This is a genomic window from Gallibacterium salpingitidis (assembly GCF_030517105.1).
Lineage (GTDB): Bacteria > Pseudomonadota > Gammaproteobacteria > Enterobacterales > Pasteurellaceae > Gallibacterium > Gallibacterium salpingitidis.
The window spans coordinates 2352115-2366336 of the sequence record NZ_CP103875.1; the positions used below are offsets into that span (position 1 = coordinate 2352115).

At 37.6% G+C, this 14222-nt stretch carries 7 protein-coding genes and 1 pseudogene; 5 read left to right on the forward strand and 3 right to left on the reverse strand.

Going from position 1 to position 14222, the window contains the following annotated elements; genetic code table 11:
- Nucleotides 1–11 precede the first annotated feature (11 nt).
- From NYR30_RS11210 to NYR30_RS11220, 3 genes are all read left to right on the forward strand, one after another.
- Nucleotides 12–2180 carry a type I secretion system permease/ATPase gene (locus NYR30_RS11210; protein ID WP_302501191.1) on the forward strand — a complete coding sequence of 723 codons (2169 nt, stop codon included), beginning with the start codon at nucleotides 12–14 and terminating at the stop codon, nucleotides 2178–2180.
- A 19-nt stretch (nucleotides 2181–2199) separates the two neighbouring features.
- Entirely contained in the window at nucleotides 2200–3495 is a 1296-nt protein-coding gene (locus NYR30_RS11215) for a beta-barrel domain-containing protein (protein ID WP_066422347.1), read from the forward strand.
- 206 nt (nucleotides 3496–3701) lie between these two features.
- Complete coding sequence (locus NYR30_RS11220; protein WP_066422348.1) at nucleotides 3702–4442, forward strand: hypothetical protein; 741 nt, start codon at nucleotides 3702–3704, stop codon at nucleotides 4440–4442.
- A gap of 149 nt (nucleotides 4443–4591) precedes the next feature.
- Here the strand turns inward: NYR30_RS11220 and NYR30_RS11225 are convergent.
- From NYR30_RS11225 to NYR30_RS11235, 3 genes and pseudogenes are all read right to left on the reverse strand, one after another.
- Nucleotides 4592–5101, reverse strand: a pseudogene (locus NYR30_RS11225) (IS630 family transposase); the annotation flags it as partial.
- 15 nt (nucleotides 5102–5116) lie between these two features.
- Nucleotides 5117–5428 (reverse strand): IS630 transposase-related protein, encoded by a 312-nt coding sequence (locus NYR30_RS11230; RefSeq protein WP_302501195.1) that lies wholly within the window; start codon nucleotides 5426–5428, stop codon nucleotides 5117–5119.
- A 168-nt stretch (nucleotides 5429–5596) separates the two neighbouring features.
- Nucleotides 5597–8602 (reverse strand): autotransporter outer membrane beta-barrel domain-containing protein, encoded by a 3006-nt coding sequence (locus NYR30_RS11235; RefSeq protein WP_302501197.1) that lies wholly within the window; start codon nucleotides 8600–8602, stop codon nucleotides 5597–5599.
- A gap of 44 nt (nucleotides 8603–8646) precedes the next feature.
- Between NYR30_RS11235 and NYR30_RS11240 the strand changes: the two genes are divergently transcribed.
- Nucleotides 8647–13290: a hypothetical protein gene (locus NYR30_RS11240; protein WP_302501199.1), complete on the forward strand. Its 4644-nt coding sequence runs from the start codon at nucleotides 8647–8649 to the stop codon at nucleotides 13288–13290.
- A 140-nt stretch (nucleotides 13291–13430) separates the two neighbouring features.
- On the forward strand, nucleotides 13431–14204 hold the full coding sequence (locus tag NYR30_RS11245) for a hypothetical protein (RefSeq protein ID WP_066113113.1): 774 nt from the start codon (nucleotides 13431–13433) through the stop codon (nucleotides 14202–14204).
- Nucleotides 14205–14222: the final 18 nt, after the last annotated feature.

Consider the following 14222-nt stretch of genomic DNA (forward strand, 5'->3'; position numbering starts at 1 on the left):
GAATTAATATTATGAAACTAATTATTGAAAATATCGCATTAATTACACAGCTACTTGGATCTCCACTATCCGTACCAACATTAGCTTCACATTCAATTCGTCGTCAAGGAAATAATATTGACTTTTCTTCATTATGTGAATATTTAAGAAGTGAGGGGTTTGAAAATAGTATTTCTCAACGGGAACTATCTAGTATTCCATCACTAGCCGTACCGGCATTAGTTTTATTACAGAATGAAGAAGCTGCCGTAATTACAAATATCACTCAAGATGACAAGAGTAATCGAGTTTATACTATTACTCAAATGGATGGTATTACTCAGCAATTACCCGAAATAGAATTAGCAAAGAAATATATTGGTTATTGCTGGTTTATTAAACCTCGTATGGCTAAAGATGTTCGTTCTGAATTACCGGAATATGCTTTACCTAAAACGTGGTTTTTTAAAATTATCTGGCGATTTAAGAAATATTATTATCAAGTCATTATAGCAACCTTCATTATTAATATACTGGCCTTAATCAGTTCTTTATATGTAATGAATGTTTATGATAGAGTCATTCCTAACCAAGCCTACGAGACACTATGGGTACTTAGTATTGGGGTTATTATTGCAATTTTATTTGAGTTTATGGCTAAGATGATTCGAGGACATTTAACAGATATTGCAGGGAAAAAAGCCGATCTTATTATTAGTTCTATGTTATTTCGTCGGGTAATGGCATTAAAATTACAAGATCGCCCTATATCATCAGGATCTTATGCTAATAACTTGCGTGATTTTGAATCTGTACGTGAGTTTCTCACCAGTGCAAGTCTATTAACCATTGTTGATATGCCTTTCTTAATTTTATTTATTGGCGTAATTACTTTAGTTGGTGGAAAACTTGCTTTAGTTCCAGCAATTATTATTCCAACAGTTATTATTATCGGTATTGTTGCTCAAGCGCCTTTATCCAAAGCGATTAATGAATCAATGCGAGAATCTTCTCAACGTCAAGGACTTGTTGTTGAGGCAATTGAAGGGATTGAAACAATTAAAAGTAATAATGCAATGTCTTGGGCACAAAAACGTTGGGATTACTATACGGCAAAAAGTTCTTATTCCTCAATTAAGGTTAAAGATACCAGTAACTTTGTTGTTAATATCATCACTGCATTACAACAATTGAATACCGTGTTTTTAGTCATTGTTGGTACTTATTTGATTCACAGTGAGGATCCTGCCTCACGTATTACTATGGGAGCATTGATTGCTTCAGTTATCCTATCAGGAAGAGCATTAGCACCATTAGGGCAAATTGCAGGATTAGCAACTCGTTTTCAACAAGCTTGGATGGCATTAAAGGGAGTTGATGCTATTGTTGCCAAACCTATTGATAAATCTTCAGATAGAGATTATATCAGTCTCAAACAAGTTGTTGGACAGCTACAGTTTAAACAAGTTAGCTTTAAATATCAAAAAGATAGCCAACCGGCATTAGATAACTTTAACCTCACTATCCAACCTGGTGAAAAAGTCGGGATTTTAGGTAAAATTGGCAGCGGTAAATCAACTGCATTAAAACTTGGCGTTGGCTTATATGAAGCAACTTCAGGAAGCATTACACTAGATAGCATTAATCTACAACAAATTGATCCTTATTTTTTACGTAACCAAGTTTTATTGTTAGAACAAAACCCTCGCCTATTTTTGGGAACACTAAGAGAAAATTTAGATATCGGACGAATGGATTCTTTCCCATCAGATCAAACATTACTAGTTGCATTACAAAGATTTGGATTATTAGGTTTAGTCCAATCACATCCAAGAGGATTAGATATGTCTTTAGGGGAGAACGGTTTGGGCTTATCCGGTGGACAAAAACAAGCTATCGCCTTAGCAAGAATGACCCTAAAAGATCCAAAAGTTGTCTTATTAGATGAACCCACTACCGGTCTTGACCAATATCATGAGCAACAAGCTCTAATTGGTCTATCCCAATGGGTAAAAAATAAAACCCTCGTTGTCGTTACTCATCGCCCACAAGTTTTACAATTAGTGAATCGGGTTGTTGTTGTTGAAAATGGTAAAGTTGTTATGGATGGTCCGAAAGATGACATATTAAAAAAACTCTCTGGTGCACCACAAGAATCACCAGAACCTAAAACAGACACAAATAAATCATTGAATAACTAATCTGGAATGGATAACAAAAATGACAATAAAAAAAGACCAGTCTGAGAAACAGACTACTTTACCCGCAGAAGTTACAGACAAAAATGTCGCATTAACATCAAAAGAAATGATATCAAGTAAAGATTTACGACTTCTTAATGATCTTCATGCAGCATTACAAGAAGAAAAACATACTGGCTTATTTGCCATGATATGGTTATTGAGTGCCTTTTTGATTGTTTTCATCACGTGGTCTTACTTCAGTAAGATTGAAGAAGTAACAAGGGGACAAGGAACTATTATCCCGAATAGCCGTGAACAAATAATTCAAAGTTTAGACCCCGGTATTTTAAATCAAATGATGGTTAAAGAAGGTGATCTTGTTGAAAAAGGGCAAGTATTGCTAAAATTAGATGATACTCGCACCTCAGCAATCTTACGAGAAACCAAAGCAAAAGTAGATAACTTGGAAGCAATTGCTACTCGCCTAAAAGCAGAAATTTCCGGCAAACCACTCATTTTTCCAAATGATATTCCACAGGAAATGCAAGAGAGGGAAATGGGAGTTTATCAAGCTAAAAAAGATGCACTGAATGAAGCATTAAAAACATTACGTGAAAGCAAAGCACTGCTTGATTCTGAAATTGCACTTACGGAACCAATGGTAAACAAAGGAGCAGTTTCTCAAGTCGAATTACTACGCATGAAACGTTCGGCTAATGATATGGCACTACAAATTTCTGAGCGTGAACATAAATATATTACTGATGCCAGTAATGAATTAGTGAAAATTCAAGGCGATCTTGATCAAGCAAAAGAAAATCTTGCCGCTCGAGCTGATCCAGTAGAACGTTCTTTATTACGTGCTCCATTAAAAGGAATCGTAAAAAATATTCGTGTAAATACAATTGGCGGAGTCATTTCTGCCGGTCAAGACATTATGGAAATTGTTCCTGTTGAAGATAATTTATTAGTTGAAGCCTATATCAATCCAAAAGATGTTGCCTATATTCGCCCGGGTATGAATGCCGTCGTTAAACTAACTGCTTACGATTACGCTATCTACGGTGGCTTAGATGGAGTTGTTACTTTATTAAGTCCCAGTACATTACAAGATAAACGTCAAGCAAGCGATCTCAATTTAAATCCTAATAATTCTTTCTATCGAGTGTTAATTAGGACATCAGGTAGTTATTTAACAGATAAAAACGGTAATGAATTACCTGTATTGCCAGGTATGATTGCTACTGTAGATATTAAAACAGGTCAAAAAACTATCTTCCAATATCTGATAAAACCTATTACTCGTATGAAACAAGCATTACAAGAACGTTAAGTAAATAATTCAAGACGCCTCTTTCCCTAAAGGCAAAATTATTGCAAGATAAGCATAAAAATGAGCAGGAAAATTAGTAAGAAGGTTTCGTTCTTTCATTTAACAGTGAGGCGTTGTTGGCGTCCTCCCTATCATACCGAGGATAGGGAGATGTCAAACGATATATCAGGCGTACTATTTTTGATGAAAAGGAATTATTAATTATCATGAATAAATTTGCTATTGTAGGAGACAGCCATGCTGTCTATTTTACCCAATTGAATAAACTTACTAATTTATCCAGATCCTATTATGCTCCTAGTGATTACAAAGTAGCAGATATTTCTGCGGCAACCATCAGAGGATTTGGCAATAGAAACAGTACACTAAAAGTAAGTGATCAAATTAACAAGCTTATAGAAGACACCAATCCCAACACACTTATTTTTTGTCTTGGTCAAGTTGATATTGAATTAGGGTATTATTATCGCTCAATTATTAAAGAGAAAAATGTTGATAATTTTATAGAGGAAACAATAAATATCTATAAAAATTATTTACTCAATCTTCAGCAAGAGAAAAAAGTGAATATTGTTATAAAAGGTATAAATCCTACCGTTTTAATCAACCAAATATTTGCCATAAATTATATCGGCAATATTACTACAGAAAATTTTGAGACCCCGGAGGAACGTAAATTCTATAAACAAAAAGTAGAAGATGAGCTTCCTGATTATTCTTTTCGATTTTCTCTAAGCGCTAATTTTAATAATGCTTTAAAAGATGTAGCAAATCATTTTAATTGGCCATATTTTGATATTTGGGATGATGTTATCGATCCTAAAACAGGAAATCTCTATTTAAAATATCTCCCGGCATGGTTCGATCACCACTTAGTTGATAGTGTAGAGGTGCGCCAAATTCATTATAATGCTTTATATAAAGTAATGCGTCATTTCATCCCTTAACACGCTTCTCCATCGTTCATAACAGATACCTTAACGATTCCTTTCCGTCGTTCATGATAAATGCCTCATATCCCTGTTCTAAAAGACGGGGATTTTTACTTCCCTCTACCCAAAAGAAATGATAGAAAATTTCTCTATAATAAAAACCATTAAAAATCACTACAAAGCCACATAAAATAAAAGAACAGACGATCGATACAATTTAACCGCCATTCTTTGCGTTTTTGCTTTATCCAAGCCCAAGTATGTTCAATCGGATTAAAGTCAGGACTATAAGGTGGGAGCCAGAGAATCGTATGCCCCGCTGCTTCTATCAGCGCTTTTGTATTTGAACCTTTATGAAAAGTTGCATTATCCATGACGATGACACTGTTATCGGGCAGTTGAGGCAGCAATATCTGTTTAACCCAACCATGAAAAACATCACTATTGATACTGCAATCATAAAGCCCCACGGCAAAAAGCTGTTGATTGAGCAATGCACCAATGGCATTACTCTGCTTTTTAAGCTGCCAGTTATATTGACTAAGACAAGGCTTTCCCCTTTGAGCATACCCATGTGGTCTATTATTATGACTTCTGAAACCGCTTTCATCTAAATAAATGATTTTTCTGTCCTCTTTTTCAAACGATTTCAGCTTATTGAGAAATGATGCCCGTTTCTCACTATCTGCTTAAGAAGGCGTTAGCCTCTTTTTTTTATGGGTTATCCCTAGCCTTTTTAATGCAGCACAAATCGCGTTTTGACTGCAGCCTAAACGCTGTGCCCGCTGCCATTGATAATCTGGATAAGCTTCAACATCGGCTTTGAGAAGCTCGTTATCAAGCTTATACGGTTTAACTATACGTTTCTTGCGCTCAGGATTTTTCTTCCAGCGTTGGAGGGTATTAGTGCTGAGCTGAAACTCTTCTGCCAACTCTCGAAAGCTTGCACCGCCTTCGAGCTTGGCTAATATCATTTGTCGATAATCTTGTGAGTATGCCATGTGCTCATTGTAGCTTATTTAATTGGGTTTCACTATAGATCTTTGTGGTTCAGTTTTAGAAGATCATTGACATGGATCACTATAAATGAATAAAAAAACCCACCTTTGAGTTTCTCAAAAGTGGGTTTAATTAAAGTTAACTTAAATAATTAAGCTAAACTGTAGATATTAGATAATGACTTTTGTTATATCTGTATCTAAATACAACTTAACATTAGTATCAATGCCTTCTACTTTATAAGTATATTCATTATACGTGATACCAGAATGCCCATCTACAGTTATAGATTTTCTACTTAACGTCCATTGATGACGATTATTATCTGGTAATTCAAATTTAACGGTATCATTATTTGTACCATTTACAAAGAACAATCCTCCATACTGATCTTTATTAGATACAGTAATAGCACCTAAACCACCAGACGTTCCCACTGTTAATGTTGATTTCCCATTTAAGTTCACCTCTTCAATATTAAATAGAGAAATTTCATTTACTTTTTGAGATACATATACATTAAGATTTAAGCCTGCACTTCCAGCATTAAATACGTCATAATGATTTCCACCATCAACAACATTTGTAAATCTTTGCGGAAGATCTCCAGTCTGAATACCCATTGAATCTACAGTGATAGTATCATCACCATCTCCTAACTGAATATTTATATTACTTGCAGTATTCCATCTTTCAACAGAAACTGTATCCTTTCCTGCACCAGTTGATATGTTAGTCTCAGACATAGTGTAGAGCATATTGATAGTATCATTACCATCTCCACTCTTAATATCTTCACCTCTTAACTCTTTCTCAAATGTGACGGTATTATTACCATTACCTAAATCAATAAATGAATGCATGTTTGATTTAAGCGTATCTAACTTCGTAGCACTTTCATTATACCACCCTTTCTTAATACCTGGATACTCATTATTTTCGCGATAAGCATCAACAATCACTGAAACGGATGCAGAAGGAGAAATATTAACGTTATCTTTAAAAGTTAACTTATCATCTTGAGCTCCTAATAAGAACGACGTATTTCCCGACACCTTCCCACCGATAGTGATAGTACTGCTGTCATCTGAAAGAATTAACGCATTTCCTGATACCGCACCATTAATAGTAAGAGTGTCATTACCCTTTCCTAAGTCAATAACATTAGATGCATGTTTTACATTGGTACCACTTCTATATGTATCAGCAAGCTCACCACCCACGATCATAGTATCATTACCAGCGCCCAAATTAATATAATTAGAATAAGGTTGTGTAGCATCACTGTCAGCCCAGATAGTTCCTGCTGTAGTAATAGTATCATTACCTTCTCCCATTAATATTTTTGTGGTTGTCTTAAAGAAAGAATTAACACTATCTTGGTTACCCCACATAGTGAATTTACCAACCGATAAGACATCGTCACCAGCCCCCATATCAATCAATTGTGGACCATCCATACCTCCATAATAAGCATTACTTGGACCATAACCAATAATACCCTGTTCTAAAGAAATCTTATCATTTCCTGCTCCAGTTTTAACATTAGTATGTCCACCGATACCTCTTGCAATAATTGTATCATTACCTGTTGACGTATCTAAAGTAATAGAATATGCATTTACAGAGGTACCACCATCAATAAAGCCTGCATACTCATCATGTTTATCTGGGAGTTTAGCCACAAAAATATAATCATCGCCAGTAGTTGTTTTCAAACTATGTTCTGCTGCTGAATGTTGACCATCATTATAGTCTTTCATCCAATCATTAGGACCTGTTTCTGTTGTCATATTCGTTGTTAAGCGAGCTAATACCAACGGTGGAACAACGGACACTTCCGTATAATTGCCTGCTCGATCAAAGAAGAAGTACTTAGGAGCATCTTTAACTTCAAAACGAAGCTCCCCATTCATACTTTCTCTTGTATCAAAAGTCTTTTGTAAATTAGATTTATCTGTAGACCAAGAAATATCTTTTTCTTGAGTTGTAAATCTAACATACGTTTGACCATCAGAACCTAATTCATAACTAGTCTGAATACTTGGTGCTACGGTATCGACATTAACAATCGTTTTAACCGGTACCTCCGTGCCCAATACTTTACCTGTTGAGTCAGCAACTCTTACAGCTTCTAATGAATAGCGACCATCTTTAATAGATGATTGATATTTTGACAAATCAAACGTTGTCTCTTTATTAGAAGCTAATATGGACTTAATTTCCTCAGTAATCACTGTTCCTGTAGTTAAATCTTTAATTAATAATTTAACCCAGGTCTCTTCTGATGCTGATTTATTTAATGTAACTTTTACGTCACTCCATTTATTATCATTTGTAACAGAATTATGAGAAATAGTTCCTGTAATAAGCCCCACATCATCCGACGGTACTACGTTAACTACACTTGTCAATTCAGTTTTACCATTAAATGTTAATATTGCTCTTACTTTAGAACCATCATCAGTTTCTAATATAAAGCTTTCATTAACATTACCGCTAAGTATTTTCGCTTTATCTGGATCAATTCTGAAAATAACTTGCCCATTTTCTACCTTATATTCAGTATAACCACCTCCTGAAGGATTTGCTTTGGTAGTCGTCCACTCAGTAGGCCCTACTATAGTAGGAGATAGACCAGTGCCACTTAAATCAGGATCCAAAAGACTATTAGCAGGTAAACTAAATCTTTGCTCTGTTTTTGCCAACTCATTAATATCTTTATTTCGATAGTCAGAAAATATCTTAGAACTAATTGTACCAGCATCATCTTTAAGATCGAGCATTGAACCTGCTGCCCATTTAGTATCTGCATCGTTTGTTACTTCAGGGATAACAAAAGTTAACTTATTGATTTTATTAGTCAATTCTTGTTTACCGTCCGTTTCTTTTACATATTGCGTTGCATCAAAGGCTTTTTGTTTTAACGTTTCTAACTCAAATACTTTTTCTTTCAAATGTTGAACTTCTAGCTTAGTGAATCCACCACTTTCTAAAGCTGTTTTTTCTCCATTCATAGAGTTGAGTAACTGTTCTGCCTGTTTATATAGATCATCTGCAATTGTTTTTGGTGTAGATGCATCATCATCAGGGTTTGATCCTGCTGCATCTTCCACATCATTCAAATAACCATCATTATCACGATCTAAGGCTGATAAAGATTCTGATTCTGACATTGATTCAGATGTAGATTCTGATTCAGACGCAGAAGCTGATTCAGATGCTGATACAGATTCAGACGCAGAAGCTGATTCAGACGCTGATACAGACTCAGATGCAGAAGCTGATTCAGACGCTGATACAGACTCTGACGCAGACACTGATTCAGACGCTGATACTGATTCAGACGCTGATACTGATTCAGACGCTGATACTGATTCAGACGCTGATACTGATTCAGATGCTGATACAGACTCAGATGCTGATACAGACTCAGATGCTGATACAGATTCAGAGGCTGATACAGACTCAGAGGCTGATACAGATTCAGACACAGACGCTGATTCAGACGCAGATACAGATTCAGATGCTGATACAGATTCAGACGCAGACACTGATTCAGATGCAGACACTGATTCAGACGCAGATACAGACTCAGATGCAGACACTGATTCAGACGCTGATACAGATTCAGACGCAGATACTGATTCAGACGCTGATACAGATTCAGACGCAGATACTGATTCAGACGCAGATACAGACTCAGATGCAGACACTGATTCAGACGCTGATACAGATTCAGACGCAGATACAGATTCAGATGCTGATACAGATTCAGATGCTGATACTGATTCAGATGCTGATACAGACTCAGATGCTGATACAGATTCAGACGCAGACACTGATTCAGATGCAGACACTGATTCAGACGCGGACACTGATTCAGACGCAGACACTGATTCAGATGCAGACACTGATTCAGACGCAGATACAGACTCAGATGCAGACACTGATTCAGACGCTGATACAGATTCAGACGCAGATACAGATTCAGACGCTGATACAGATTCAGACGCAGATACTGATTCAGACGCAGATACAGACTCAGATGCAGACACTGATTCAGACGCTGATACAGATTCAGACGCAGATACAGATTCAGAGGCTGATACAGACTCAGATGCAGACACTGATTCAGAGGCTGATACTGATTCAGATGCTGATACAGATTCAGATGCAGACACTGATTCAGAGGCTGATACAGACTCAGATGCTGATACAGATTCAGAGGCTGATACAGACTCAGAGGCTGATACAGATTCAGACACAGACGCTGATTCAGACGCAGATACAGATTCAGATGCTGATACAGATTCAGACGCAGACACTGATTCAGATGCAGACACTGATTCAGACGCAGATACAGACTCAGATGCAGACACTGATTCAGACGCTGATACAGATTCAGACGCAGATACTGATTCAGACGCTGATACAGATTCAGACGCAGATACTGATTCAGACGCAGATACAGACTCAGATGCAGACACTGATTCAGACGCTGATACAGATTCAGACGCAGATACAGATTCAGATGCTGATACAGATTCAGATGCTGATACTGATTCAGATGCTGATACAGACTCAGATGCTGATACAGATTCAGACGCAGACACTGATTCAGATGCAGACACTGATTCAGACGCGGACACTGATTCAGACGCAGACACTGATTCAGATGCAGACACTGATTCAGACGCAGATACAGACTCAGATGCAGACACTGATTCAGACGCTGATACAGATTCAGACGCAGATACAGATTCAGACGCTGATACAGATTCAGACGCAGATACTGATTCAGACGCAGATACAGACTCAGATGCAGACACTGATTCAGACGCTGATACAGATTCAGACGCAGATACAGATTCAGAGGCTGATACAGACTCAGATGCAGACACTGATTCAGAGGCTGATACTGATTCAGATGCTGATACAGATTCAGAGGCAGATACTGATTCAGACACAGATACAGACTCAGATGCAGATACTGATTCAGAGGCTGATACAGACTCAGATACAGATACTGATTCAGACGCTGATACTGATGCTGATGTTGACTCAGATGCTGATGCTGATGCTGATTCAGATGCAGATAATGAAGCTGATTCTGACTCTGATAATGACGCTGAAGTTGATTCAGACGCTGATAATGAGGCCGATTCAGAATCTAATGTTGAATCAGAATTTGATGCTGATTCTGACTCAGAAACCGATGTCGATGTCGATGCTGATTCTGATGCTGATACTGATTCAGACGCTGATACAGATTCGGACACAGACGCTGATTCTGAGGCTGATGCTGACTCTGATAATGACGCTGAAGTTGACTCTGATAATGACGCTGATACAGATTCAGATGCAGAGGCTGATACAGATTCAGATGCTGATACAGATTCAGACGCAGACACTGATTCAGACGCGGACACTGATTCAGACGCAGACACTGATTCAGATGCTGATACTGATTCAGACGCTGATACAGATTCAGATGCTGATACAGATTCAGATGCTGATACAGATTCAGACGCTGATACAGATTCAGATGCTGATACAGATTCAGACGCAGACACTGATTCAGATGCTGATACAGACTCAGATGCTGATACAGATTCAGACGCTGATACTGATTCAGATGCAGATACAGATTCAGACGCTGATACAGACTCAGAGGCTGATACAGATTCAGATGCTGATACAGATTCAGACGCTGATACAGATTCAGACGCAGATACAGACTCAGAGGCTGATACAGATTCAGACGCAGACACTGATTCAGACGCTGATACAGATTCAGATGCTGATACAGATTCAGACGCTGATACTGATTCAGAGGCAGATACTGATTCAGACACAGATACAGACTCAGATGCAGATACTGATTCAGAGGCTGATACAGACTCAGATACAGATACTGATTCAGACGCTGATACTGATGCTGATGTTGACTCAGATGCTGATGCTGATGCTGATTCAGATGCAGATAATGAAGCTGATTCTGACTCTGATAATGACGCTGAAGTTGATTCAGACGCTGATAATGAGGCCGATTCAGAATCTAATGTTGAATCAGAATTTGATGCTGATTCTGACTCAGAAACCGATGTCGATGTCGATGCTGATTCTGATGCTGATACTGATTCAGACGCTGATACAGATTCGGACACAGACGCTGATTCTGAGGCTGATGCTGACTCTGATAATGACGCTGAAGTTGACTCTGATAATGACGCTGATACAGATTCAGATGCAGAGGCTGATACAGATTCAGATGCTGATACAGATTCAGACGCAGACACTGATTCAGACGCGGACACTGATTCAGACGCAGACACTGATTCAGATGCTGATACTGATTCAGACGCTGATACAGATTCAGATGCTGATACAGATTCAGACGCTGATACAGATTCAGATGCTGATACAGATTCAGACGCAGACACTGATTCAGATGCTGATACAGACTCAGATGCTGATACAGATTCAGACGCTGATACTGATTCAGATGCAGATACAGATTCAGACGCTGATACAGACTCAGAGGCTGATACAGATTCAGATGCTGATACAGATTCAGACGCTGATACAGATTCAGACGCAGATACAGACTCAGAGGCTGATACAGATTCAGACGCAGACACTGATTCAGACGCTGATACAGATTCAGATGCTGATACAGATTCAGACGCTGATACTGATTCAGAGGCAGATACTGATTCAGACACAGATACAGACTCAGATGCAGATACTGATTCAGAGGCTGATACAGACTCAGATACAGATACTGATTCAGACGCTGATACTGATGCTGATGTTGACTCAGATGCTGATGCTGATGCTGATTCAGATGCAGATAATGAAGCTGATTCTGACTCTGATAATGACGCTGAAGTTGATTCAGACGCTGATAATGAGGCCGATTCAGAATCTAATGTTGAATCAGAATTTGATGCTGATTCTGACTCAGAAACCGATGTCGATGTCGATGCTGATTCTGATGCTGATACTGATTCAGACGCTGATACAGATTCGGACACAGACGCTGATTCTGAGGCTGATGCTGACTCTGATAATGACGCTGAAGTTGACTCTGATAATGACGCTGATACAGATTCAGATGCAGAGGCTGATACAGATTCAGATGCTGATACAGATTCAGACGCAGACACTGATTCAGACGCGGACACTGATTCAGACGCAGACACTGATTCAGATGCTGATACTGATTCAGACGCTGATACAGATTCAGATGCTGATACAGATTCAGACGCTGATACAGATTCAGATGCTGATACAGATTCAGACGCAGACACTGATTCAGATGCTGATACAGACTCAGATGCTGATACAGATTCAGACGCTGATACTGATTCAGATGCAGATACAGATTCAGACGCTGATACAGACTCAGAGGCTGATACAGATTCAGATGCTGATACAGATTCAGACGCTGATACAGATTCAGACGCAGATACAGACTCAGAGGCTGATACAGATTCAGACGCAGACACTGATTCAGACGCTGATACAGATTCAGATGCTGATACAGATTCAGACGCTGATACTGATTCAGAGGCAGATACTGATTCAGACACAGATACAGACTCAGATGCAGATACTGATTCAGAGGCTGATACAGACTCAGATACAGATACTGATTCAGACGCTGATACTGATGCTGATGTTGACTCAGATGCTGATGCTGATGCTGATTCAGATGCAGATAATGAAGCTGATTCTGACTCTGATAATGACGCTGAAGTTGATTCAGACGCTGATAATGAGGCCGATTCAGAATCTAATGTTGAATCAGAATTTGATGCTGATTCTGACTCAGAAACCGATGTCGTTAAAATCTTAAAAAACCCTGATTTACATGAGAAAATGTGCAAAAATGCCTATGAAATGGGGAAAAATCTTCATGCAAGTGAAGTAGCTAAGCTATGGGGAGAAATGCTAAAAAATATTGGAATATAATAAACAAGATTAGGTATTGTCGAAATGAAAAAATTTATCGTTGCAGGAGATTTAAATGCCACATTTTTCACTCGAGAAATGAGAGTTAATGACTTTGTTGATAGTTATCAAAATAAACTATTTTACAGCAGAACTTTATTCAATGTAACTGCGTGTATTCGTGAACTAGATAAAAAACAATCTCCTCCTAATAATTTGAATCCATTAAGACTTCATGATCAAATTGATAAATTAATCAAAGAATATAATCCTATGTATATTGTTTTATGCTTAGGGCAATTTGATATAGAATTTGACTATTACTATCGTAATATTATTGAAGGAAAAAATAACGATTTTTTCCTAAATGAATTAATTGAAATATATAAAGCATACATTTTAAAACTGTATCAAGAGTATGGAGTTAAGACAATTATTAAAGGCCTTAATCCATCTGTGCTAATACATGAACAGACATCTTCTTATTATGTTTCTCAAAAAATTACAACATATTATGGGTGTGGTGATAAAACCAAAGATTATGATTTATTTATGAAAGTTATACATGGAGTCCGTAGCCATGAAAGTAAATTTGCTAGAAGATTTCAACTTATTGAAGAATTTAATCTTTCATTACAAGAATTGGCAAAAGAAATGAAAATTTCCTATTTCAATGTTTGGGACAAACTTATCAATAAAGAGACCAATATGGTTGAGTTGCAATTTATGCCAGCTAAAGAAACTCATTATATTATTGACTCATTTATAACACGAAAGGTCCACTATGATGCTCTCTATGAGGTCATTAGTAAATGTTAACTTTCTTTCTACCCTTTA